The organism is [Chlorobium] sp. 445 (assembly GCA_002763895.1).
Taxonomy (GTDB): Bacteria; Bacteroidota; Chlorobiia; order Chlorobiales; family Thermochlorobacteraceae; genus Thermochlorobacter.
On the sequence record NSLH01000009.1, the window covers coordinates 71,632 to 94,981 of the forward strand.

Here is a 23,350-nt window from a genome sequence, read left to right on the forward strand (position 1 = left end):
ATATCCCAAATGCGTAACCTACCATCTCCTCCACCTGTCACAAAGATATTTTGATTCGGATGAATAGCTACACACTCCATATCTAACAGCCTAATCTGTTTGTCCAAAGTTGCCAGATTGCAAATGAATTAAAATTTAGTGCAGCTATTTTTGAGAGTTGCTCTAACTTTCCTGTTTTCACGTCAAAAAATTTCGTGGAGTTTATCTCGCCTAATACTAAAGTTTTTCCATCAGCAGTGTAGGCAAGCGAACATTGCTCATATTGATTATCTGTGACACTCTTGATTGTAAGCACTTGCTTTCCACTCTCAAGGTCCCATATTCTTACGGTTTTAGCACTTCCTACCGTTGCTATGTAATTCCTGTCCGGGCTTACTGCCATACTATACACCCTTTCTTGAAGCTCCGAAAATGCCTTCACCTGCTCTTTACTTTCCAAATCCCATATTTTTATACTTGACTTCTCCCCTGTCCAAACACTGCTAACTGATATTACTTTTTTTCCATCAAGCCTCTTTATAAAACTTACTTCTCCTTCGTGCCCTCTCAACTCGCTTACAAACCTATTCGGCTTCGTTACATCTCCAAAGGGAATGAAAACCTCATCAACTTCTACCCTGTATACCTTTACTTTTCCATCTTTTAAGCCAACAAAAACGTCTTTGCTATCTTCACTAAACTCTACTGCGCATACACTACTGCCAATAGCTTCTTTGAAGATTCTCTTCCTGCTGCTTACTTCCCAAACGATTAAATTTCCATCCTGCCCCCCAGAGGCAATGTACTTACTATTTGGACTCCATGCAACTGCATTCACTATTGGGTACTTTCCTAAAAACTGATCACTTTCTTGCTCTGCCAATACATCAAGCACTTTCATCGTTCTCAGATCCCACATCGCACACTTGCCATCTTCACCACCTGACCATACATACCGCTCATCAGGGCTGACTGCAATTGAACGAATGCACTTTGTATGCGCTATTTGTGGTAATAATGTGGGTTCTTGACTGACTGCAACGGCAGGATAGTATAAAGAAATTGCAATAACAGAATAAAGACAGAGCACAATCCCTCTCACCCTAATAGCCTTTTGCCAGTACGCTTCCTGCTTAATAACACACATTTCCTACCGAGATTTACAGTTTTTGTCCAAAATAAAGTTTTTCTTTTGTTTTCAAAACTCCCTCTGCTCCGCCAAGTCTATTCTAACCATTACTTAGTATCCACATCTCTCGCACTTGTGTTTTTTGTGCTTTGCTGCATATTTGCGAACTTTGCTGCAGCATCTACGCAAACTTAACATCATTCAAACTTGCTATGCCAAGAGGGAAAAAAACAACCACATCATCAGGTGAGTCTACCTCTGCTTCTACTTCAACATCTCCAAGTTCTCCTGCCTCTGAAGCGCTGCGCATCGGAATTCTTCGCGGTCAAGAAAATTCCTTCCCAGAAGGACTTATCGCTAACATCAACCGTGAAGCCGAAGCACAAGGACGCCATATCATTGCCGAATTTATCAAACTTGGTGGGCTGAAAATGGCTGAGCCTTGCCCTTACACGGTTATTCTTGATCGTATCTCGCACGAGATTGATTTCTATCGGGCTTACCTTAAAAACGCAGTACTCAGTGGCACCTATATCGTCAATAATCCCTTCTGGTGGAGTGCAGACGATAAATTTTTAATTACTCACTCGCCACACGCATGAATATCCCCGTGCCTAAAACCGTGATTTTACCGAGCAATGAGCATCCGCCGAACACCACATCCGAATCCATGCGTAATCTTATTTACCCGCTTAATTGGCAGGAGTGCTTTGACTATGTTGGTTTTCCGCTTTGGCTCAAACCCTTCGATGGTGGTGGCTGGAAGCACGTCTATAAAATTCATAGCCCACACGAATTCTTCGAGAAGTACAATCAGACTGGTACTATTTGCATGGTGATGCAAGAGAGCATTGAGTTTGAAGAATACTATCGCTGCTACTGCGTTGGCAAAACGCATGTGCATATTATGCCCTATGAGCCTCGCAATCCGCATCACTTGCGTTATCAAGCCAGTTTTTCGCCATCTGAGTCCCTGCAAAAGACCATGACCCAATACAGCATTGAGATTTGTGAAGCCTTAGGCTATGACTTGAACACCATTGAATTTGCTGTGCGCGATGGCATTCCTTATGCGATTGACTACATGAACCCCGCCCCTGATGCTGATTATCACTCTGTCGGACACGACAATTATACTTGGATTATTCAAACCATGACGACATTCTTAATGGATAAAGCAGAGGAAGTCGCAAAGAAAGGCAGTGATCAGCGCAAGGCATTTCGTTGGGATAAATTTCTAAATGGGAGATAATATGCAACTACGATTTTTGAGCATGGTTCTGCTCTTTACGCTTTTCTTGACATCTGGAGTTGCTCTTGCGCAAAGCGATAGCAGCACGGTTCATATTTCGCTACACGGCAATTATGACGCAATGCGCCTTAGTCGTGGCGTTCGCACAGAAGAAGATGTTACACGCACACTAAAACAGCAGGAAAAATTTCTGCTGGCTTGTCTGCAAAGTGTGTATTCAGGCTTGGGCAAAGATGCACCAAAAGGCATCTTACAACTGCGCCTTCTGATTCAGCCTGATGGCTACGCCAGCGATGTGCAGATTATGCGTTCGCCCCTGCCACTGCAAATGCTTCAAGATTGCATTCAGCAGATTTTTAGTCGCGCTCGCTTCAAGAATGTGCGTGAAAGTTCTGACCAGCAGCTTACAGTTGACTACACGATTGAGTGATGTGCATCAGCATCAAACACTGGGCTATCCTCTTGCCAGGACTGTTTAACCATTTAACTAAGTATTTCTTTTCGAGCTTGAAGTTCTTTGTAACTCTCGGTTGATGACCCGGGCTGCGTCCAGTCGAATGATTTTTCAATGACTTCTAAGAGCTGCTGCGCCACACGCAATCGTGGAATGAGCACATAATCTGCCCCTGCATTGTAGAGCTGCACCGCATAGGTAATATCTTCGGAGATGACAATAACCTTTGCTTTTGGTGCATGCTGCTGAACAGCTTTCAAGATATTCATATTTGAAGTGCCTTTGAGCAGCGAATCTGGCACCGTTGAAATCACCACTTGGGCATTGTGAATACCTAAGTGATGCAGGGTCTCAATGTGAGCAATATCGCCATACTGTGTGTCGTAGCCTTTTTGACGAAGCGCCTGAATTACGGTAGGATTAAAGTCAATGATGCGGATATGCGACTTCAACGGATTTTGCTGCTGCTCAATTTCATAAATCAAGGAACTTGCAAACTTGAAAAACCCAAGAATAAACACGGTTTTTTCTTCGTCTTTTCCGCTCCCTTCTTGTTCGACAGATTCTTTGAGACCTGCCGCTGTTAGCCATTGATTGAGCTTAAGAAAAATCTCGTGGCTTGATACAATAAGATAAGTCGACAGCACTGCCGTAAAGACCAGTGTAAAGACAATGTAGGACACGGTCTCGGCTTCAATGTGCTCATAGGCTAAGCCAATTGAGCCTACCACCAGTGCAAATTCTGAAATTTGCGAAAGGTTAATAGAACAAATTATGCCGACACGCCGCCCTTGCTGGAGTGCCGTCAGCAAGGTCCAAACCGACAAGAATCGGCTTGCTACGACAAGCATAGAGAGCCCCAGCGCCACACTAAGCACCGTCCATGTTGGCATTGGAATTTGCATGCCCAGTGCCACTAAGAAGAGCATAATGAAGAAATCTCGAATGTTGATGACCTTTGCAATTACATCGAGGTTATAGGGGAAAGTGGAGAGGCTAAGCCCGGCAATCAGTGCGCCCATTTCTTTGGAGAGCCCAGCCAGCGTAGCCAGAGAGGCTACTAAAAAACACCATGCTAGCGATACGATGAGCATAAATTCAGGTAATTTCGCAATGGTATTAAACAGCTGCGGCAAGACAAATTTGTTGAGCAGCAGGCAAAACACCACCAACCCTACACCTTTGGCAAATGACCCTAAGAGCGAGAGCAGCTCTGGATTTAGGAGATTTGGCTGGATAGCAAGAAAAATAATTGCCCAGATGTCTTGAAACACTAAGACGCCCAGCGTGATGCGCCCTGCTAAGGTATCAAGTTCATGCTTTTCATAGAGGGCTTTGACAACAATCATCGTTGAGCTAATCGCCAAGCCAAAGCTCAGATACACCAATTCATACTTACCATTGTGATTCTCAAAGCCTGCCAACCACAGCACCCCCCAAGCAATTGCAAAACAGATTGGGGCTTGCAATAGCCCTGTTATGGAGACGGCTTTGCCTGCACGAAAAAGTTTTTTGAGGTCAATTTCTAAGCCAATGATGAATAGCAAAAGGATGAGACCAATTTCTGAGATAGATTGGATTTGTGCTTCACTTTGCACCCAGCCGAAGCCCACTTTTGGTCCTACCACGATACCTGCCAGAATATAGGCAATGAGCAGGGGCAAGCGTACGGCTTTGGCTATGAAGCCTAATGCTGTAGCCGCTATGACGGATATGGCAATTGCCGGCAGCAGTTCATCGTGGTGCATGGTTAAAGTAGAGAACGCTCTCGCTCTAATTTGGGGCAAGGTGTGAACGCACTAAATACCGTTGCATTTTGTTCATGTCTTGGACTTTTTTTGCAGTTGCTTTTCTTTCTCGTTTGTACCCTGCATTGTCTGACGATGTCTCTTATTGGGGTTAGTTCAAGCGGGGATCTTCGGGAAAATTGGCGATGTAAGCATAATCACCGCCTTTTGCGCGTAGCACTCTGCGCCACATTTTGTCATGCGGCTCTGAAAACACCACTTGTTGCGAGGCTTTAGCAAGATACCACGATCCGCTTTGCATCTCGTCTTCTAATTGTCCTGCTCCCCAGCCCGAGTAGCCTAGAAAAAATTTGAGATTTGTCTTATCGAGCACTTTAAGTCGAATCAGTTCTCGGATTTCTTCGTAATCACCGCCCCAAAACACTCCATCAGCTACTTCTATGCTACCTTCAATGCGTTCGCCAATTGTATGCAACACATGCAGCGTATTTGTTTGCACAGGTCCGCCCAACCACAGTGGGGCTTCCCACTCATCGAATTCTTCTAGGACATCGGGCAGATAGAGGTCAAGTGGTCGATTCAGTACCAAGCCAAATGTACCTTGCTCGTTGTGCTCACAGAGCAGCACCACTGTGCGCTTGAAGTTAGGGTCCTGCAGCGCCACATTAGCGATAAGCAGTGTTCCTTTTGTGATTTCAAATTCTGACTGTTTTGGCATCGCCATCAAAGTTTGATTTGAAGCGATTTATTTTTTGCGCGTGAGTTTTCCGCCATGTCTTTTCTGAACTGCTCGAGTTTTTGGCCCAATGTCTCATCACTTAACGCAAGGATTTGCACAGCAAGCAGCCCCGCATTGCGTGCATTGCCAATTGCGACCGTCGCTACAGGAATTCCAGCAGGCATCTGTACAATCGAGTAAAGGGAGTCCACGCCGTTAAGTGCACGAGAAAGTACAGGCACGCCAATGACCGGCAAAGTCGTGTGCGAGGCAGTCATTCCGGGCAAGTGCGCTGCACCGCCTGCTCCTGCGATAATCACCTTCAAACCTCTTGCCTTAGCAGTTTTAGCATACTTTGCCATATCGTCAGGCGTACGATGCGCAGAGACCACTTTCATCTCAAACGGGACGTCAAATTCTTCCATCACAAATGCTGCTTCCTGCATGGTCTGCATATCTGAATCTGACCCCATGATGATGCCGACCACTGGCTTTTCCTTTGCATGCAGTTTTCCATTCTTTGGCACATGCTTCTGACCTGCCTGAGGCGCAAGCGATGATTTAGGCATGGAAAGTTAGGCTTCAGATATGTTTTGTGAGAGATATGCTTTTTCAAGGTCGCGCAGTTCTGCTAAGCATCGCAAGTTTTCTTCGTCTTTATCGGGCTGCGTAATACACCACTCGCGCAATATTTCTTTAGCCACAGCAATTGATGTCAAGCGCAGACTCATGACCAGCACGTTGGCGTCGTTCCAGCGCCGTGCGCCCTGTGCGGTTTGCGCATCCACGCAAAGTGCAGCGCGCACATTCGGCACTTTGTTTGCCGCCATCGCCACGCCTGTTCCCGTCCAACAAAATAGCACGCCAGTATGGCACTCACCCTGTGAGACCGCTTCTGCAACTGCTTTTGCTGCCGCTGTCCAGCGTTTTTCATCACTCGATGCGCCTTCTTTTAGTGCACCAAAGCGCACTAATTCATGACCTTTTGATTCTAACTCCTGCTCAACTGCATCCGTGAGCAGTGTGCGTTCATCGCTACCAATTGCAATAATCATGTTCTTATCAATCAAAATAATGCGAGAATAATGCGTCAACCGCCAAATGCCCCATACTTGTGCAAGGCAAAATTCCAAAATAGCTTATAGATAATATAAAACACAGCTACCCACGATAAAATCGTGAGCAAACCAATCCCTACTTCGCTGAGTGAGAGCGATGCAGTTAAAATTTTTGTCGGAAAATAAGCAAGATAGCCAAATGGTAAGAACTTGCCGATCTCTTGTACCACTTTGGGAAACATGTCCAGAGGCACCAGTTGCCCAGTTAAAAACCACAGCGTTAAATTCTTCATCACAAACAGTGTCCAGACTTCATCCATCCAGAATGCCAGCATGGCAACGAGAAATCCCATCAGGTAAGCTACTGCCATGCCGCATAATGTTGCTATGGCACATAGTCCCACAGCGAGGACATCAGGCACAATGATACCCAGTGCGCTGCATACAGCGTATAGCAGGAGCGCAGAAATTATCACTGGCGTATTATCAGCAAGAAACACGGCAAAGTAGTAGAGTGCAAAATCAATCGGCTTGGAGAGAAACTTGTTGAGTTCGCCTTCGCGAATCGAGCGAGCAATTTCACGCTCGGCATAGTCTGCTTTCATTAAGTTGTAAATCACAATGCTAAATAGGCTGTATTGCACCAGCGCTTCAAAGCTATAATTTGCAATCGTGCCTGTGTCGGTTGCTTGCGTGACTGCTCTCCAAAGCAAGAGCTGCACACCGATAGGAATCACAATTTTGCCTACAAAGTCAATCACTAACTCGCTACGATACTGCACAAAGCGCTGCAAGGATGTGCGATAAACAAAGAGATATTTCTTCATTGAAGCAGGCTAGCCACTGCTCTATTTGATGGGATTGTTACTTTGTTTGAGGATGTCGTTTTCGAGATTCTTCAGGTTCAAGCTCGGCGCTGCTGTGTAGGTCTTGTAGAGCCCGACAGCGGTTTGCACCGTGCTCTCAAGGGCATCACGGCGCAGCGGTCGCACCAGATAGCGAAACACCTGCACTTGATTGATGAGTTGAATTGCCATGCTTGAATCTTTCATTGAGCTCAGCACAATAATCGGTGTGTTTGGATTAAATGACTTGACTTCACCAAGAAATTGGACGGGGTCAGTGTCTGGCAAGTTTAGTTCTGTAATAATCGCAGCCATTGGGGTACGTTTGAGCACTTCTATAGCCGCTTGAGCCGAACTGCTCACATTGACGACATAATTTTCTGCGAAGAGCTCACGCAGCGAAGCCAGATGCGAATGATTGTTGTCAATGACGAGAATAGGCAGTTTCTCAGGAATGAAAGCGCGAGCGTTTGCGCTGGTATCACTTGCTCTCGTCGTTGGTGCTGTGGATGGCGCCGCACTTGTCGCTGTGGCAACTGGCGTTTTTGGTGAAATTAGCCGGCTACGCTGTGCCAGCTCCAAAGCCAGTTTTATTGTGCTTCTCAGTTTATCAACATCCCACGGCTTGAGAATGTAGCGATAGACTTCTCCTGTGTTGACTGACCCTAGCACCTCATTGAGGTCAGAATATCCTGTCAGTAAAATGCGAATCGCAATTGGGTTGATTTTTTTCGCCTCACGCAAAAACTCTACGCCTGTCATCAATGGCATACGTTGATCGGTCACAATAACATCGATTTCAGGATGTTTTCGAAGGATTTCTAAGGCATCTTTCCCGCGTTGCGCTGTATAAGGGCGTTCCTCTCGGAAAAGTTCGGTCAGCGAGAGCAGCACATTTGGCTCATCATCTACGAAGAGAATTCTACTTGGCATACTTAAAAAGCCTTTTGCTAATGAGACGTTTTTGATAGCTTACTTATTGCAAACTATCGTCGTGAAAATTGCATGCGAATTGGAGCAATTATAACTACAAAATTTGAACATATCATGAACCTATCTTTCTCCGCCCGTTAAGTTTTTATTAAGACCGCTGCAAAGAAGCCATCGGTTTCATCTTGGTGCGGCAAGAGCTTGAGATAGGGCGCCTGTTGCACGCGCGCTATCAGTGCTGCAAGTTCTTTTGTTGTTTGGCTTGCTTTCAGTTGCTCTTCTGGACTAATCAACTTAAATGAGGCGTATCGGTTCAAGAACGTTTCCACGACGCGCTCATTTTCGTCTTCAAAAATTGAACATGTCGCATACACAGCTGTGCCACCTTCTTTTAGCAACGGCGCATAGCGCGATAACACTTCAAGTTGCACTTGTACCATTTTTTGCAAAGCCTCTTTTGTCAAGCGCAGTTTCAGGTCTGGATTGCGCCGCACTGTACCCGACCCTGTGCAAGGCGCATCAATGAGAATCGCATCAAGTTTTCCGCCAAATCTTTTTTCAAATTGCTCAAATTGCTCTGGTCGCACCAATTCAATGTTCTGTAATCCCGAACGCCGAATACGCTCACGGATATTACCAAAGCGTTTCTCATATTTTTCAAATGCAAAGACTTTGCCTTGTCCGCGCATCAACGTTGCTAAATGCAACGTTTTTCCGCCACCACCTGCGCACGCATCCAAAACTTTTTGACCCGGCTTTGGATTCAAAAGCCGCGAAATGATTTGGCTCCCTTCATCTTGAATTTCGAAAAGACCTTGCTTGAACACCTCAGTTTGCATCACGTTGCGCCGTTCTTCGCAGTAGAGTGCATCTGGTGAAAGATAACCCTTGCGCACCTCGATCCCTTCGCTCCGCAATTTTTCCTGTAAAGCCTCTCGTGTAATCTTCATCGTATTGACACGCAGCGTCACCGGCGCCGGTGTATTCATCGCATGGTAAAGCGCCGCAACCTCATCTGGCGACCTTGTCTCTAAGAGCTTTTCCGTCATCCACAGCGGAAATGCATAGCGCCACGACAGACTTTGAGGACTTGTATCCTCCGACACCTGACGATGCTCTGTCCAGAACGCAACAAGGCGTTCTACTGTCTCACTTCGAAAGGCATAGCGTTTTTGAAGAGTTGCAAGCAGCAACGCCGGCTCAAGCGTGCGTTGTTCAAGAAAAAAAAAACGAGGATAAAAACCGCATGAAATTTTGCGGCAACCCCTGTTCAGCGAGAAATTTTTCAGAGAGTGCGCTCAACCACAGGTGCTTACGCAGTGCCCCAAATACCGTCTCAGCAATGAATTTTCTATCGTGCGCCCCCAGATACTTGCGATTTCGGAAGTAGGTTGATAGCAGCGCATCAGCTGGACGATTTGACTGCAAAATTTCTTGATAGGCTTCAACGCTATGGGCGAATAATGAATCCGGCGTCATGGCTTAGAGAGAAGACTGCCTTGCTTGTCCTTTCTGGAACAGTGCTGCACCTATTGCACCGCCAATACCTGCTGCGATTGGATAAATAATCAGTGTGAAAATCAGTCCAATCAAAATATTCGTTATGCTTAGCGCTTCAGCTTTCTGCTGGCGAAAGGCCTCTTCCATTTGCTGGCGTACCTCTGGGTCGGAGCCTAAAAGTGCCATTATCATTTGTCTGCTTTCTTCTGCATTGATTTGGTAATCAAAGAGAACTTGCACCGCCGTAAAAACGACAAAATACGCTAAGCCACCGAGCAAGCCTGCGATTGCGCCGAGTCTGAAGCCTTCACCGCCGCGCACCGTAAGTTGATACTCATTGACATACTGAAACACCGCAATAACGCCCCCAACAATAATACCTAAACAACAAAAATTGCTAATTAGCCCGATGTATGGTACGAGACTAATGCCTGCAATAACCCCTGCTCCCCATAGAATTGCATTAAAATTGTCAGGTGCCTTGCTGCTCTGCGCTGCGCTGGGTAAGTTTTCTTCTGCCATGTTTTTGCATCTTCGGTTAGAAAAACTCTGCTGCTGGCTCCTCGTGCGTTACGCAGTGAATTGCCCCAAGTCCCCAAATAAGATCAGTGCAATCAATGCCGTGCACGCGTCGTGTCGGAAAACATTTCTGCAAAATCTCTAAGGCTTTGAGATCATTTGCACACCGATAAGTTGGCACAAGCACGACATTATTTGCAATGTAAAAATTTGCATAACTGGCTGGCAAACGCTGTCCTTGTTCATAGACTGGCTCAGGCATTGGGATTGTAATAATGTTGAAGGGTCTGTCATCTTGGTCGGTCATAGTCTTTAGCTGCTCATAATTTTCTTTGAGTGGTTCGTAGTTGTCATCGCTCTTATCTTCTTCAATTGCTGTTACAATTGTATTAGGATTAACAAAGCGTGTAATGTCGTCAATATGACCATCAGTGTCATCGCCGACGATGCCTTCACCGAGCCAGAGAATTTTACTGACGCCCAAATAATCTTTGAGTTGCTGCTCAATTTGTGCTTGCGAAAGATGCGGATTACGATTTGGATTAAGCAGGCAGGAGCGTGTAGTGAGCAGTGTGCCTTTACCGTTGACATCAATTGAGCCGCCTTCGAGAATCATGGATTGCTCAAAACATGGCAAGCCTTGCCACTCTGCAATTTTTCTGGGAATCACATCATCCAAATCAAAAGGCGGATACTTGCCGCCCCACGCATTGTAGCCCCAATCAATAATTGCTTTCTCGACAGTGCCGTTTTGTTTGCGCAGAATGTAATTTGGTCCATGATCGCGGCACCACGCATCGTTTGTTGCAAAATGATGATAATAGATATTGCTTACAGCGTCGCGCACAATCCCGCTTTTTTGCACCAAGTCTCGAATACTCTGCTCCATCTCTTCGCCGGTTACATTGATATGCACCTCTTCGTGAGCTACAAGGAAGCGAATGATTTCAATGAAGGTTGCCCACACCGGTTCGAGTGATTTTCCGGGCCATGTGTTAGGATTGTGAGGCCATGATAGCCATGTGGCTTTGTGTGGCGCCCATTCAGGTGGCATCTGGTAACCGAGTTCTCTTGGCGTCATTTGCGATGATGAGGTGTAAGTAGAGTTTGCAGTTTTTGTTCCAAGATGCAGAGCCGTGCTCACAGGCTATTACCTACTTGTTTGCAATTGCTTTGACTTTATGCAGATGTTACTGGTGAGACTTTGTGCGCGATAGTGGATTCGAACCACTGACCTCCACCGTGTCAAGGTGGCGCTCTAACCAACTGAGCTAACCGCGCTTGTAGAGAATGAGTCGCAAATATACAACGCAGCGTTTAGAGTGCAAATGTACAGATGCGTTTTTCTTCATGCGTGCTCAAATCTGAATTGCCTTTGCGGCACACATCGCGTGCTGCAAGCACTCTTCAATCGATTCTCCGACAACGGTCACATGTCCCATTTTGCGACCGATGCGTGACTGACTTTTACCGTAGATATGCACCTTAGCGCGTGTTGCCCGCAGTGCATCAGGTAAAGATGCTAAATCCAGCGGGGCGTTGTGCTTGCCTAACAGGTTTACCATTACGGCGGCTTTCGTTAGCATCTCTGCACTACCGAGCGGATAGCCTAAAATTGCACGCAAATGATTTTCAAACTGTGAAGTAACACATGCCTCAATCGTGTAATGCCCTGAATTGTGTGGGCGCGGCGCCAGTTCATTGAGCAACACTTGTTTATCTGTCGTCAGAAACATCTCCACACCAAAAATGCCAATCCCTTGCACCGCCTCGATTGCTGCTTGCGCTAACTGGCTGGCTTGCAATAGCACGGCAGCCGAAAATTGGGCTGGCGCTTTGACAATTTTACAAATGTGATTTTCTTGAACGGTCTCGACAACGGGATAGACAACGATTTCGCCTTTGGTGCTGCGTGCAACCATTGTTGCAAGTTCCGCTTCAAACTCTACAAAGGCTTCTGCCATCAGCGCTCGGGCTGGAAAGCCTAAGGTGGTCATTGCAGTGTCGATATCAGCTTCGGATATTACGGTGCGATTGCCATAGCCATCATAACCATCTCGGCGCGCTTTCAGCAAAAAAGGATAGCCAAATGACTTACCAAAAGCCACAGCCTCTTCTCTTGACGCAATGTTTTGAAACGGGGCAACAGGTACACCAGCCGCACGTAGCGTTTCTTTTTGAACGAGTTTATCTTGTACGAGTGCTACGGTCTGCGGTGTAGGATAAACGGGTTTGCCGTAGGCTTGCAACTGCTGAAGAAGGCTGGCATCGACAAACTCATTTTCAAGTGTGATGAGGTCTGAGACTTCCGCAAAGGCTTTGAGCAAGGCTTCATCGTGCCATGCACCAACAAAATTCAAGTGAGAAAGCTGAGCTGCTGGAGAATCGGTCGTGCGCTCAAAAACGGCGATTTGAAACCCTAAACGCAAGGCGGCGTATCCTGTCATTCGCGCCAGTTGTCCGCCGCCCAACATGCCAATTGTTATCGTCTTCACCCGAAGGTTATTGCTTCACAAGGTTGCGCGCAATCACAATGCGCTGAATTTCCGATGTGCCTTCACCAATTGTGCACAGTTTGACATCACGGTAGTATTTCTCTACAGGATACTCCTTGATGAAACCATAGCCTCCAAAGATTTGCACAGCTTCATTTGTAACGCGCACCGCCATTTCTGATGCAAAGAGTTTTGCTTGCGACGATTCCATATTCGTGTCTTTACCTTCATCTTTGAGCGAGGCGGCTTTCATTGTCAGCAAACGAGCCGCTTGAATTTCCGTTGCCATATCTGCCAACTTGAATTGAATGGCTTGAAATTCGCCAATCGGCTTGCCAAACTGCTTGCGTTCTTTGGCATACTTGATGCATGCCTCCAAAGCACCTTGTGCCAGACCGACCGACAGCGCTGCAATTGAAATTCTGCCGCCATCCAAAATTTTCATAGCTTGCTTGAAGCCCTCGTTGACTTCGCCGATGAGATTATCGTATGGGATTCGGCAGTTGTCCATGATAAGTTGCCCAGTTTCAGAGGCGCGCATGCCGAGTTTGTTTTCTTTCTTGCCTGCACTGAAGCCCGGCGTACCTTTTTCGATGATGAATGCAGAAATGCCATGATTGCCTTTTTCGCGGTCGGTAATTGCCATCACCACAGCTACTTCAGCAGAGTGCGAATTGGTAATAAAATTCTTCGTGCCATTGAGTACCCAGTAATCGCCATCACGCACTGCAGTAGTGAGCATGCCTGCTGCATCGCTACCAGAGTTCGGTTCTGTAAGTCCCCATGCCGCAAGTTTTTTGCCACTGGCAAGATCAGGAATGTACTTACGCTTCTGCGCCTCTGAGCCAAATTGATAGATGTGGTTCGTACCAAGTGAGTTATGCGCTGCAATTGTCAGCGCTAAGCTCGGATCGAACTTCGCAAGCTCTTCAATGATGACGATGTATTCCAAATATCCGAAGCCTGCACCGCCCATGTCATTTGGGAAAATCACACCCAGCAAGCCTAACTCACCGGCTTTCATGACCACATCCAACGGGAATTTCTGCCCTTCATCGTCTTGCATCATTCGGCTTGGGGGATATTCTCGCGCAAGGAAATTTCTGACAATCTCTGCTACCATCTTCTGGTTTTCAGTGTAACTGAAATCCATCGTGGCTTGCAACTGCTCTTGAATCACTTCTGACATATTGATTGAGTTTTGAAATTTGTTGTTAATTGGAATTAGCCTTTGCGGCGCAGCAATGTTGTACATCGGCGTTCAAATTAAATACCTCTTCCTTGAATTGCAAGATAGATTTTGAAGATATGTAACGTATCGAATCGCAAGATTTCAGTATCTTTTTATTTTGCTTTGAATTTTTACTATCAAACGCCATGCTGGCAAAGCGAATCATTCCCTGCCTTGATGTCAAAGATGGGCGCGTCGTCAAAGGCGTCAATTTTCAGTCGCTGCGCGACGCAGGCTCTATTGTCGAGCAAGCCAAATTCTACAACAGCGAACTTGCTGACGAACTTGTTTTTTTAGACATTTCCGCCTCGGTCGAATCGCGCAAAACCACTTTGGAGGAAGTGCGCAAGGTCTCTGAGCAAGTCTTCATTCCGCTCACGGTCGGCGGTGGCATTCGCTCTATGCAAACGGCTCGTGAAGCCTTTCTTTACGGGGCAGATAAAATTTCTCTCAACACCGCAGCCGTCCAAACACCTGAACTGATTTCAGAACTTGCCGAGCGCTATGGCTCGCAAGCTGTTGTGGTCGCTATCGATGTTAAGCGCGATAGCACGCGCTGGCAGGTCTTTACACATTCAGGACAGCGAGCAACAGGACTCGATGCGCTCGAATGGTCGCAGCGTGTAGCCGCACTTGGCGCTGGAGAAATTCTGCTCACCAGCATGGATAAAGATGGCACGCAGCAAGGCTACGACCTTGAGTTGCTTCACATGATTTCAAGCTCTGTGTCGATTCCTGTGATTGCCTCGGGTGGTGCTGGTAATCTGGAGCATCTCTACCAAGCCTTTTGCCATGGCAGAGCCGATGCAGCACTTGCCGCATCGATTTTTCACTATCGCCAACACTCGGTCATTGAAGCCAAGCGCTATTTGCAGCATCGTGGTATCTCAGTGCGGCTTTGAGCAGGACTTCTCACGACTTGTCCAAAAAAACACAGTTAGTCTACTGCCAGACAACTCACTATGGAATTCTACGAACTCATCAAGGAATCATTGCTTGCGCTCTCACATCTTGCTAGTGCTTCACTGCAACAGCACCTTTTGGGGGCACTTTGGGAAACCCTGCGCTCGGCTCACTCTATTCCAATGACCTCTGGCGAAGAAGCCTTGTTTATTTACCTTGGACATGCTAACACGGTGCACTGGCATGGCGACTACAACCAGTGGGGCTGGCAGAAAGGCATTTCTACGGCAGGCAAACAACTGGGCAAATCTCACCTTTGGATTTTGGAGAAGGTCTTCCCTGCCGACGCACGTCTTGATTACAAACTGCTGCTCAATGAGCACGAATGGCTTTTAGACCCCGCCAATCCTTATCGCTGCAAAAGTGGTTTTGGACATAGCTCCGAGCTGCGTATGCCACGCTACCACTATCCACTCTCGAGTCTGCGCCGTCCTGATACACCACGAGGCACTATGAGCGAGACGTTTCGCCTGCAAAGTCGATACTTGGGCTATGCAGTTGCGCTCACAGTTTATGCTCCTTTTGGTTATGAGCGTCTCTCACATCTGCCTACGCTCTATGTTACCGATGGTCATGAATATGCTGATGATGAAATGGGTGCACTTTGTGTTACGCTCGACAACTTGCTTGCCGAGCGGCGCATTGAGCCAATTCTTGTCGTATTCATTGACCCCAGAAATCCTGATAATCCGAACGAAAATCGGCGTCTTGAAGAGTATCCAGCCAATCCAAAATTTTTGAAATTTGTTACGAAGGAAGCCGTGCCGCTCATCGATGCACTCTTTCGCACTGATGCGCAGCCGCAGTCGCGTGCGTTTTTAGGTACATCGTTCGGTGGATTATGCGCTGCATATTTTGGTGCAAAAGCCTCTGATACGTTTCAGCGCATTGGTATTCAATCGCCCTCGTTTTGGAAGTATCCTGAAATTTTTGAGCTCTATGAAAAGCAACCGCGCTTGCCGCTGCAAATCTACATGAGTTCAGGCACAATTCACGACACAGCACAGCGCGCCCGTCAGATGCGAGAAATTCTAGCGCGCAAAGGCTACGACTTTTTTTACCGAGAAACCAACGAGAGCCATTCTTGGGGCACATGGCGCGGCGTGTTGGAAGAGATGCTGCTCTACTTTTTTGGCACACCGACAGCACCAAGTCGACCCTTGCGTCAGCCTGAGCACGACACAAACTACAAACTCTCTGCACTGCCCAGCACTTCACACATTCACTATGCGCTTGCACACCGAGAGAAAGTCACCATTGAACTCTACGACCTGTGTGGCAAGGAAATTGACCGACTGATTTGCAAATTTCAACGGCGCGGCGAGCACACTGTAGATTTACCTAAACTCGACGCTGGGCTGTATTTTTACCGCTTGCACATCGGCACACTTTGCAAAACCCAACTTTTTAGAACAGCTTAATTATTTAAGTTAAAAAGCAATATCATCTGAATTTTTTATGTTTTTATATCAAAATGCTATTTTCTAAAAAAATAGCTCGTCTACTAATCTGAAAATTAGCTACGATATGTCGTCCAAGACCTCGCCCGTGATTCTTTGCCTTGCTAGCTACGAAAAAGGTCAAGCCTTTTTGCGCGCAGCCAAACGGCAAGGCGCTCACGTGTATTTGCTCACGTCAAAGAGTTTGGAGCATGTAGATTGGGGTCGGGAAAATCTTGAAGATATTTTTTATTTGCCGGATGTCAACAAAGAATGGAATAAGCACGATGCGCTCATGGGCGTGAGCTATCTGGCGCGCACGCTTCAGATTGATAAAATTATTGCGTTGGACGATTACGATGTGGAAGTTGCCGCTATGCTGCGCGAGCATTTGCGCCTAGCAGGCATGGGCGAGACCACAGCGCGCTATTTCCGAGACAAACTTGCTATGCGTGTCAAGGCATATCAAGATGGCATTCGTGTGCCTGATTTTGTCCATGTCTTGAATTACGACAAAATGCGCGACTTTATGCGTCGTGTAGCGCCGCCGTGGGTTGTCAAACCGCGCTCTGCGGCTTCCTCACTTGGTATCAAAAAAGCTAACAGCGAAGAAGAGTTGTGGCAAATTGTCGAACAATTAGGCGATCAGCAGTCCTTTTATTTGATGGAGCGGTTTGTGCCCGGTGATGTCTATCATGTGGATTCTATCATTCTCAATCGCCGCATCATTTTTGCCATCGCAAGCAAGTATGCCCTGCCCCCGATGCAAGTCATGCACCAAGGTGCAGTCTTTTGCACGCGCACACTGCCTTATGAGTCAGCCGATGCACAAGTCTTGCTCCAACTCAATGCACGCGTGATTGCCTCTATGGGACATGTGCTTGGCGTCTCACACACAGAGTTTATTAAGGGTGAGGATGGCGAGTTTTACTTTCTTGAAACCTCGGCGCGCGTTGGCGGTGCGCACATTGTTGAACTCATTGAAGCTGCTACAGGCATCAACCTCTGGGAAGAATGGGCGAAAGTGGAAATTCACCCCGAAACCTATGCTCTTCCTGACTTGCGACACGATTATGCAGGCTTGCTTATTTCACTTGCACGCCAACAACATCCTGATCTTTCTGCCTACACTGACCCTGAAATTTACTGGCGACTAAACAAAGAGTATCATGCTGGGCTAATTGTGCGTTCTCCACATTACGAGCGCATCACAGAGCTTTTGGAGCAATACACTGCGCGCTTTTATCAAGATTTCTTTACCCGTCAGCCTGCACCAGAGAAACCCACTCACTGAACGACGATGCCCTAATTAGACTTTTTTCCAAAAAGGACTATCTTTGCGCATATTGATTCTGCTCGAAATTGAACTATTACAGATGAATATAGGCTTCGAGATCGTCTTGATACTTTTATTGGTATTGGCTAATGGTATTTTTGCGCTCTCTGAAATTGCAGTTGTTTCAGCACGCAAAACAAAATTGCAGCAAATGGCGGGCGAAGGCGACGAACAAGCGCGCATAGCTCTAGAGTTAGCCAATTCACCCGATCACTTTCTTTCTACAGTTCAGGTCGGCATCACGCTTATTGGGATTCTGGCTGGTGCCTATAGCGGGGCAACGATTGCCGAGCAACTTGCTGCGCAGTGGAAAGATGTACCTTACATCGGACAGTACAGCCACCCAATCAGTTTAGGCTTTGTTGTTCTTGTCATCACATACCTCTCGCTTGTCATCGGTGAGCTTGTCCCGAAACGTCTTGCGCTCTCCAATCCTGAGCTCGTTGCCAAAATTATGGCTTCGCCAATGAAAGCCATTTCTGCGCTGTTCTACCCTGCTATTCGCATCCTTTCAGGCTCGACAAATGTCATCTTGCGTTTTTTTGGCATTAAGCCACATATCGAATCACCCGTTACAGAAGAGGAAATTAAAGTTTTGATGGAGCAAGGCACGCAAGCTGGCACATTTGATGAAGTCGAACAAGATATGGTTGAGCGTGTCTTGCGTTTAGGGGATCGTCGTGTCAGTTCTATCATGACACCGCGCACCGACATCATCTGGCTTAGCGTGCATGAATCACCCGATGAGATTCGCAAGCAAATTATTGAGAGCCCACACTCGTTCTTTCCGATTTGTGGTGAAGACCTTGACGAAGTCTTAGGCATCGTTCATGTCAAAGATTTGCTGGCACGCAATCTCTGCGGTGAGCCTTTTGACTTGCGTCAATCCATGAAAAAACCGCTGTTTATTGCCGAAACCACACCACCGCTTAAAGTACTTGAATTGTTCAAATCATCTGGGATTCACATCGGCATCGTGATTGATGAGTATGGTACAACACAAGGTCTTGTTACGCTCAATGACATTCTTGAGGCAATTGTCGGCGATATTCCTGCTAACAATCAACCGATCAAGCAAAAAGTCATTCAGCGCGAAGATGGCTCTTGGCTTGTCGATGGCATGATTACAATGGATGAGTTTAGCGAAGAGTTCAAGCAGATGCCCTTGCCCGATGAGGAAGAGCGCGACTATGAAACACTTGCAGGCTTCATTCTGCATCAGATTGGCAGTGTGCCAGCTGTCGGACAACACTTCGATTGGAAAGGTTGGCGCTTTGAAGTCGTTGATTTAGATGGTAACCGTGTCGATAAAGTTTTGCTCTCACGCAAGCAGTCAGAAGATAGCCTTGCGCAAGAAAGCCAAAAAATTTCATAGCAAAATTTTTTCTAATACAGATTTGATTTGCGTCAACATCAATACTTACTTGCCTTGTGAAACTCTTGCTTGCCTCTAAATCGCCAAGACGTCAAAGCCTTTTGCGTTTAACGACACTACCCTTTTCTATTCTCCCTATCGAGGCTGATGAATCTTTCGATGCTCGTCTTTCTCCTGCAGACATTGTGATGCGCCTCTCTGAACACAAAGCCAAACACGCTGCCGCACAATATCCTGAACATGCCGCTCAGGGTGTTATTCTGAGTGCAGACACGATTGTCGTCATTGACCGCACCGTACTCAACAAACCTGCTAACTTTGATGAAGCCGTCTCAATGCTCACACGCTTGCAAGGGAGAACTCATTACGTCTTTACAGGCTTTGCACTGCTCTCACCTGAGCGTCTGCACTGCGACTACGAGCGCACCGCCGTTACTTTTGCACCAATGACACGTGAGGAAATTGAGTTTTATATTCACACTGCACAGCCGTTCGATAAAGCTGGCAGTTATGGCATTCAAGATGACTTAGGCGCATGTTTTATTGAGCGCATTGAAGGCTGTTATTACAACGTTGTTGGCTTGCCACTTGCTAAACTTTATCAAGCCTTAAAATTCTTTCCAGACTTGTTCATTCACTCAAAAACCACTCTACCTTCATGAAGTTGTATGTTATTCGACACGCTACAGCGCACGATGTCGGCGAAAAGGGTATCCTAACCGATGAGGCGCGCACACTCAGTCCAGTCGGCGAAAAAGAAGCCAACCAACTTGGCGCATATCTTAAAGCTAAATCTGTGCGTCTTGATGTGCTTGCGCATAGCCCGCTCACACGCGCTGCACAAACTGCCGACATTCTCGCAAAATATCTTCACTGCGAGACACGCCTGGTCGAAAAGCTCTCTACTGAGCACGACCTTGACGATCATCTTGACGCCTTAGATGCCTTTAAGTTCATGAACAGTGTAGGTATCGTCGGACATCAACCGACACTCTCACGTCTTATCCTTACTCTGATGGGTGCAAACCCTCGTGCTGGTTTGAAGTTCACAAAATGCGCCCTTGCTGTGCTCAACCTTGAACGCTTAGGCAGCACATGGACAGGACAGCTCGTTTCACTGCTTTCACCCAGCGATTTATAGCGCTTTTGTTGGCATCAAGTCACCCTCTCTTTACTTCTGCGCGGTGAGTATCGGCTCTAAGACTTTCCAGACGGTCTCTGCAATGATGCGGTGTCCTTCTGGCGTAGGATGAATGCCATCGGGCAAATTGAGTTTGGGGTTGCCGCCGACGCCTTCCAAAAGGAAGGGCACAAGCAGCGCACGATTTTTTTTGGCAAGCTCTGGAAACACACTTTTGAAGGCGCTGGTATACTCCGCTCCGAGATTCGGTGGGGCTTGCATGCCTGCAATGACAATTTTAATGTCGGGGTATTTCGCCCTAGCGCGATCAATAATGCCTTGCAGGTTGCTGCGCATGGTCTCCACGCTGATGCCACGCAGTCCATCATTGCCGCCCAGTTCTAAGACGAGAATATCCACCTTTTGCTTTAGCAGCCAATCTATACGCCGTAAGCCACCAGCCGAGGTTTCGCCAGAAAGCCCAGCATTGATGACTTTGTAAGCCAGTTTTTGCTCATCAATTTTCTTCTGAATCAGTGCAGGGAAAGCCTGCGAGGGATCGACACCAAATCCAGCCGAAAGGCTATTGCCTAAAAAGAGAATAACTTTGGGTTCATCGGCAGTGAGGGCATTGCAAAAGAGCAGAAATGTCGCGCAGAGCACTCCCACACAGCGTCGCCAGCTCATTGAGCACTTAGTTTAAGGGGTTTCATGCGCTTGATTTGACGCTGAATAAATTCTATGGCTCGTGCGTTGAACGATTCAGGCTGGTCGACATTGCACACGTGCCCTGAATTTTCAATGATTTGTAACTCTGCATACCGATGCTTCTTGACTAATGTTTTAACTGGTGGCAGAAACATATAATCTTCATCGCCCATCAAATACAGCGTCGGCACAGGAATTTCTTTTTCAGTAAAGTATTTCAGCAGTGGGTTGGCTTCATCGGTGAGTCTAAACCAGCGAATGAACTCACGCTGACAGAGTTTTTTGGCTTCGTTGATAAACATCATTCGCGAATTGCGATGCCGCCGCCGCGGCATAATAATCCATGCAAAAAAGCTATAGAGCCACATGTAGGGAATGAAGCGCTCGACCAAGTGTCCAAGAAAGATGAGAATCTTTGAGCGCGTGTTAAAGCGCGTAATGGCACCTCCCATGACCATGGACTTGATACGCTCGGGAGCAATCTCACCAATCGTGCGGATGATAATTGTGCCAAGTGAAATCCCTACAAAATGCGCAGACTGAATACCCAGATGATCCAAAACTTCAAGAATCTCCAGGCTAATTTCTTTGAAAGTGTAATTTTCTGCTTTGTAGCGCTCCAGCATGGATTGAGACTTGCCATGCCCGCGCAAATCTATAAGCAGAACGTTGAAGTTTTTTCGAAACTCACGTACTTGCTTAAACCAAATAGAGGAACTGCCCCCCGCCCCGTGAATGAATACCACCCAATCTGTCTCCGGCGAAATGACATATTCTTTGTAATGTAACATCGCTAGCGTTCTTTTTCCTTGCTTTATGTAAATATACTCAAAAATCCGTTTTCTTATTTTTGTGGCGCGCTCCCTCACTTGCCCTTACCTCTTTCAAAAGTTTTGCACTTATACCATATTGCCACAAAACATAAAAGACATCTGTTGCTATGCGCACGCTTATCCTTATCTCCGCTCTCTTCCTCGGGTTCTCACCTGTAGGTCTTGCTCAACTTCCTGAATGGGCACAAAGCTATGGTTCCACTCTTCCCTTTCCACGTGCCACACATCTGAGTGGCTTTGGCATGGCTAGGCTCACCAGCCAAGATGGTAGTGCCTTAGACCAAGCAAAAGCACAAGCGACATCAGACCTTATCAAGAAAATTCAAGTAACGGTCTCCAGCGATATGGTCTCCATATCAAAAGAAGTCGATGGGAAATTTTCATCCAGCCTCACGTCAGTCGTGCAGTCAGTTAGTACGCTGCAGCTTGAAGGGATTGAGTATCTGACTGCAAAAGACAATACGACTTTTTATGCCTTAGCGTTTGTCAAGCGCAATGAGCTAGCCGAGGCTTATACAGAACGCCTCAGAGCCGGCTTTGCACGCTTGCAAGCTATGCTCACGCAAGCTGCTGAACAAGAAAAGTTGAATCCACAAGAAGCCGTGCGCCAGTACCTTGCTGCCTTGCCGCGCTTTGCTGAACTCTTGGAATGGGTTGCGTTGGTGCGTGCACTTAGCGCCAAAACGTTGTCGTCAGAAGATATCGGTGTGCCGATGCGCTCGAGTGCCATAGAGTTCTTGGCATTTCGAGAACAAGAGCTTCATGCAAAAGTCAATGCCTTACTGCAAAAGTCCATCACTTCGCTTGATGAAGCAGCGACAAGTGTCGCACAGCGCTTTCAACTTCAGGGCATGGCAATTGGCGCCATGCAAGTTTTAGATCTGAATTATCAAGACTCTGATTTTTCAAGTGCATTTGGCGCCTTCTTTGCACGCAAATTAGAAGCTCAACTTGCAGCGCTGCCCAAACGCCATCAAGAGCCGCAGGTTGTGCGTGGCAACTATTGGGAACGCAGCGGGTCAATAGAACTGCTGCTGCTTGCTCAAACCACAACTGGTGAAAAAATTAGTAGCGTCTCGCTGACCTTTCCCAAATCGCTCATCCCTAAAGATTTAGAAATCAAGCCACGAAATTTTGAGCAGGCACTCCAAGACCAAAAAGTGATTGCAGATGGTGCCCTCGTCGATGGGGACATTGGCGTCGAGATCTGGACTAACAAAGGCAGAAACTTAGAGCGTGTAGTGTTCCAAGAAGGCGATAAAGTTGAACTATATTTTCGTGTCAACCAACCTGCATTCTTGCGCCTAACTTATTTGCTTTCGACAGGTCAGCGTGTCTTGTTGGAAGAAAAATTTTACATCGGTCTTGACAAAGTCAATCAAGTGGTGAAGTATCCGGCAGAATTGGTCTGCTCTGCTCCCTTTGGGGTAGAGCGATTGATTGTAACCGCGTTTAGCAGCGAACCACCCAAACCCAATGTCAAGCTCGAGAAAATTTCAGGTGAGGAGTATGAAGTGCTGGTAGAGTCGCTTTCGCAGACACTAACGAAAACGCGAGGACTAAAGAAAAGTGCATCTTCCCAAGATCTCAAACTCGGCGAAACAACCCTGACTATTACCACGATGCCCAGACTTCGCCAATAGTGCTGTTAATGAACTAATAAAAGGACAGGTATTTTTGTCAATGCAAAGTAGACACGATTATTTACAACATAAATA

23 protein-coding genes, 1 tRNA gene and 1 pseudogene are annotated in these 23,350 nt (G+C 46.8%); 9 read left to right on the forward strand and 16 right to left on the reverse strand.

Features of this window, described 5'->3' with window-relative positions; all coding sequences use genetic code 11:
* Positions 1-82 precede the first annotated feature (82 nt).
* On the reverse strand, positions 83-1,126 hold the full coding sequence (locus CMR00_05440) for a hypothetical protein (protein ID PIO48373.1): 1,044 nt from the start codon (positions 1,124-1,126) through the stop codon (positions 83-85).
* A gap of 284 nt (positions 1,127-1,410) precedes the next feature.
* Between CMR00_05440 and CMR00_05445 the strand changes: the two are divergent.
* Both CMR00_05445 and CMR00_05450 read left to right on the forward strand, forming a co-directional pair.
* Positions 1,411-2,360 (forward strand): annotated as a pseudogene (locus CMR00_05445) (hypothetical protein).
* 22 nt (positions 2,361-2,382) lie between these two features.
* Positions 2,383-2,790: a hypothetical protein gene (locus CMR00_05450; GenBank protein ID PIO48374.1), complete on the forward strand. Its 408-nt coding sequence runs from the start codon at positions 2,383-2,385 to the stop codon at positions 2,788-2,790.
* 53 nt (positions 2,791-2,843) lie between these two features.
* On the opposite strand, the gene CMR00_05455 is transcribed toward CMR00_05450, so the two are convergent.
* From CMR00_05455 to CMR00_05515, 13 genes are all read right to left on the reverse strand, one after another.
* Complete coding sequence (locus tag CMR00_05455; protein PIO48375.1) at positions 2,844-4,562, reverse strand: sodium:proton exchanger; 1,719 nt, start codon at positions 4,560-4,562, stop codon at positions 2,844-2,846.
* A 151-nt stretch (positions 4,563-4,713) separates the two neighbouring features.
* Entirely contained in the window at positions 4,714-5,280 is a 567-nt protein-coding gene (locus CMR00_05460) for a hypothetical protein (protein PIO48392.1), read from the reverse strand.
* A 5-nt stretch (positions 5,281-5,285) separates the two neighbouring features.
* Entirely contained in the window at positions 5,286-5,849 is a 564-nt protein-coding gene (gene purE, locus CMR00_05465; GenBank protein ID PIO48376.1) for a 5-(carboxyamino)imidazole ribonucleotide mutase, read from the reverse strand.
* A gap of 6 nt (positions 5,850-5,855) precedes the next feature.
* On the reverse strand, positions 5,856-6,335 hold the full coding sequence (locus tag CMR00_05470) for a galactose isomerase (GenBank protein ID PIO48393.1): 480 nt from the start codon (positions 6,333-6,335) through the stop codon (positions 5,856-5,858).
* Positions 6,336-6,370: 35 nt separating this feature from the next.
* The gene (locus CMR00_05475; GenBank protein PIO48377.1) at positions 6,371-7,165 is read right to left on the reverse strand and encodes a hypothetical protein; all 795 of its coding nucleotides are present in this window, start codon (positions 7,163-7,165) and stop codon (positions 6,371-6,373) included.
* 21 nt (positions 7,166-7,186) lie between these two features.
* A complete protein-coding gene (locus CMR00_05480; GenBank protein PIO48378.1) occupies positions 7,187-8,116 on the reverse strand; it encodes a hypothetical protein in 930 nt (309 codons plus the stop codon).
* 137 nt (positions 8,117-8,253) lie between these two features.
* On the reverse strand, positions 8,254-9,306 hold the full coding sequence (locus CMR00_05485) for a hypothetical protein (protein ID PIO48379.1): 1,053 nt from the start codon (positions 9,304-9,306) through the stop codon (positions 8,254-8,256).
* A 22-nt stretch (positions 9,307-9,328) separates the two neighbouring features.
* Positions 9,329-9,592: a hypothetical protein gene (locus tag CMR00_05490; GenBank protein ID PIO48380.1), complete on the reverse strand. Its 264-nt coding sequence runs from the start codon at positions 9,590-9,592 to the stop codon at positions 9,329-9,331.
* Between the two features lie 3 nt (positions 9,593-9,595).
* On the reverse strand, positions 9,596-10,135 hold the full coding sequence (locus CMR00_05495) for a hypothetical protein (GenBank protein ID PIO48381.1): 540 nt from the start codon (positions 10,133-10,135) through the stop codon (positions 9,596-9,598).
* Between the two features lie 16 nt (positions 10,136-10,151).
* Entirely contained in the window at positions 10,152-11,213 is a 1,062-nt protein-coding gene (locus CMR00_05500) for an agmatine deiminase (protein PIO48382.1), read from the reverse strand.
* A gap of 123 nt (positions 11,214-11,336) precedes the next feature.
* Positions 11,337-11,413: transfer RNA gene (locus tag CMR00_05505), tRNA-Val, on the reverse strand.
* A 77-nt stretch (positions 11,414-11,490) separates the two neighbouring features.
* Positions 11,491-12,618, reverse strand: a complete 1,128-nt coding sequence (gene purK, locus CMR00_05510) for a 5-(carboxyamino)imidazole ribonucleotide synthase (GenBank protein PIO48394.1) — start codon at positions 12,616-12,618, stop codon at positions 11,491-11,493.
* Positions 12,619-12,634: 16 nt separating this feature from the next.
* On the reverse strand, positions 12,635-13,780 hold the full coding sequence (locus CMR00_05515; protein PIO48395.1) for an acyl-CoA dehydrogenase: 1,146 nt from the start codon (positions 13,778-13,780) through the stop codon (positions 12,635-12,637).
* A 224-nt stretch (positions 13,781-14,004) separates the two neighbouring features.
* Here CMR00_05515 and CMR00_05520 point away from each other — a divergent pair, with 224 nt between their 5' ends.
* The 6 genes from CMR00_05520 (at position 14,005) to sixA (ending at position 20,112) form a co-directional block, all read left to right on the forward strand.
* Entirely contained in the window at positions 14,005-14,760 is a 756-nt protein-coding gene (locus tag CMR00_05520; protein PIO48383.1) for an imidazole glycerol phosphate synthase subunit HisF, read from the forward strand.
* Positions 14,761-14,820: 60 nt separating this feature from the next.
* Positions 14,821-16,242, forward strand: a complete 1,422-nt coding sequence (locus CMR00_05525; protein PIO48384.1) for a hypothetical protein — start codon at positions 14,821-14,823, stop codon at positions 16,240-16,242.
* 106 nt (positions 16,243-16,348) lie between these two features.
* The gene (locus CMR00_05530; protein PIO48385.1) at positions 16,349-17,554 is read left to right on the forward strand and encodes an ATPase; all 1,206 of its coding nucleotides are present in this window, start codon (positions 16,349-16,351) and stop codon (positions 17,552-17,554) included.
* A gap of 82 nt (positions 17,555-17,636) precedes the next feature.
* A complete protein-coding gene (locus CMR00_05535) occupies positions 17,637-18,971 on the forward strand; it encodes a hypothetical protein (protein ID PIO48396.1) in 1,335 nt (444 codons plus the stop codon).
* Between the two features lie 41 nt (positions 18,972-19,012).
* Positions 19,013-19,633, forward strand: coding sequence for a septum formation protein Maf (maf, locus tag CMR00_05540; GenBank protein ID PIO48386.1), 621 nt, complete (start codon positions 19,013-19,015; stop codon positions 19,631-19,633).
* Entirely contained in the window at positions 19,630-20,112 is a 483-nt protein-coding gene (gene sixA / locus CMR00_05545) for a phosphohistidine phosphatase SixA (GenBank protein PIO48387.1), read from the forward strand. The genes maf and sixA overlap by 4 nt, the downstream gene beginning before the upstream one ends.
* A gap of 30 nt (positions 20,113-20,142) precedes the next feature.
* Here the strand turns inward: sixA and CMR00_05550 are convergent, their stop codons facing one another.
* Both CMR00_05550 and CMR00_05555 read right to left on the reverse strand, forming a co-directional pair.
* Entirely contained in the window at positions 20,143-20,778 is a 636-nt protein-coding gene (locus CMR00_05550; GenBank protein ID PIO48388.1) for an arylesterase, read from the reverse strand.
* Positions 20,775-21,590 carry a 2-succinyl-6-hydroxy-2,4-cyclohexadiene-1-carboxylate synthase gene (locus tag CMR00_05555; GenBank protein ID PIO48389.1) on the reverse strand — a complete coding sequence of 272 codons (816 nt, stop codon included), beginning with the start codon at positions 21,588-21,590 and terminating at the stop codon, positions 20,775-20,777. Before CMR00_05555 ends, CMR00_05550 begins: the two co-directional genes overlap by 4 nt.
* Positions 21,591-21,739: 149 nt before the next feature.
* On the opposite strand from CMR00_05555, the gene CMR00_05560 reads away from it, so the two are divergent.
* The gene (locus CMR00_05560) at positions 21,740-23,275 is read left to right on the forward strand and encodes a hypothetical protein (protein PIO48390.1); all 1,536 of its coding nucleotides are present in this window, start codon (positions 21,740-21,742) and stop codon (positions 23,273-23,275) included.
* The last annotated feature ends 75 nt before the right edge of the window (positions 23,276-23,350 follow it).

Bases quoted from the DNA above. Each gene is read 5' to 3' on its own strand.
- CMR00_05440 (PIO48373.1), bottom strand. From the start codon at position 1,126: ATGTGTGTTATTAAGCAGGAAGCGTACTGGCAAAAGGCTATTAGGGTG.
- CMR00_05450 (PIO48374.1), top strand. From the start codon at position 2,383: ATGGTTCTGCTCTTTACGCTTTTCTTGACATCTGGAGTTGCTCTTGCG.
- CMR00_05455 (PIO48375.1), bottom strand. From the start codon at position 4,562: ATGCACCACGATGAACTGCTGCCGGCAATTGCCATATCCGTCATAGCG.
- CMR00_05460 (PIO48392.1), bottom strand. From the start codon at position 5,280: ATGCCAAAACAGTCAGAATTTGAAATCACAAAAGGAACACTGCTTATC.
- purE (PIO48376.1), bottom strand. From the start codon at position 5,849: ATGCCTAAATCATCGCTTGCGCCTCAGGCAGGTCAGAAGCATGTGCCA.
- CMR00_05470 (PIO48393.1), bottom strand. From the start codon at position 6,335: ATGATTATTGCAATTGGTAGCGATGAACGCACACTGCTCACGGATGCA.
- CMR00_05475 (PIO48377.1), bottom strand. From the start codon at position 7,165: ATGAAGAAATATCTCTTTGTTTATCGCACATCCTTGCAGCGCTTTGTG.
- CMR00_05480 (PIO48378.1), bottom strand. From the start codon at position 8,116: ATGCCAAGTAGAATTCTCTTCGTAGATGATGAGCCAAATGTGCTGCTC.
- CMR00_05490 (PIO48380.1), bottom strand. From the start codon at position 9,592: ATGACGCCGGATTCATTATTCGCCCATAGCGTTGAAGCCTATCAAGAA.
- CMR00_05495 (PIO48381.1), bottom strand. From the start codon at position 10,135: ATGGCAGAAGAAAACTTACCCAGCGCAGCGCAGAGCAGCAAGGCACCT.
- CMR00_05500 (PIO48382.1), bottom strand. From the start codon at position 11,213: ATGACGCCAAGAGAACTCGGTTACCAGATGCCACCTGAATGGGCGCCA.
- CMR00_05515 (PIO48395.1), bottom strand. From the start codon at position 13,780: ATGGATTTCAGTTACACTGAAAACCAGAAGATGGTAGCAGAGATTGTC.
- CMR00_05520 (PIO48383.1), top strand. From the start codon at position 14,005: ATGCTGGCAAAGCGAATCATTCCCTGCCTTGATGTCAAAGATGGGCGC.
- CMR00_05525 (PIO48384.1), top strand. From the start codon at position 14,821: ATGGAATTCTACGAACTCATCAAGGAATCATTGCTTGCGCTCTCACAT.
- CMR00_05530 (PIO48385.1), top strand. From the start codon at position 16,349: ATGTCGTCCAAGACCTCGCCCGTGATTCTTTGCCTTGCTAGCTACGAA.
- CMR00_05535 (PIO48396.1), top strand. From the start codon at position 17,637: ATGAATATAGGCTTCGAGATCGTCTTGATACTTTTATTGGTATTGGCT.
- sixA (PIO48387.1), top strand. From the start codon at position 19,630: ATGAAGTTGTATGTTATTCGACACGCTACAGCGCACGATGTCGGCGAA.
- CMR00_05550 (PIO48388.1), bottom strand. From the start codon at position 20,778: ATGAGCTGGCGACGCTGTGTGGGAGTGCTCTGCGCGACATTTCTGCTC.
- CMR00_05555 (PIO48389.1), bottom strand. From the start codon at position 21,590: ATGTTACATTACAAAGAATATGTCATTTCGCCGGAGACAGATTGGGTG.
- CMR00_05560 (PIO48390.1), top strand. From the start codon at position 21,740: ATGCGCACGCTTATCCTTATCTCCGCTCTCTTCCTCGGGTTCTCACCT.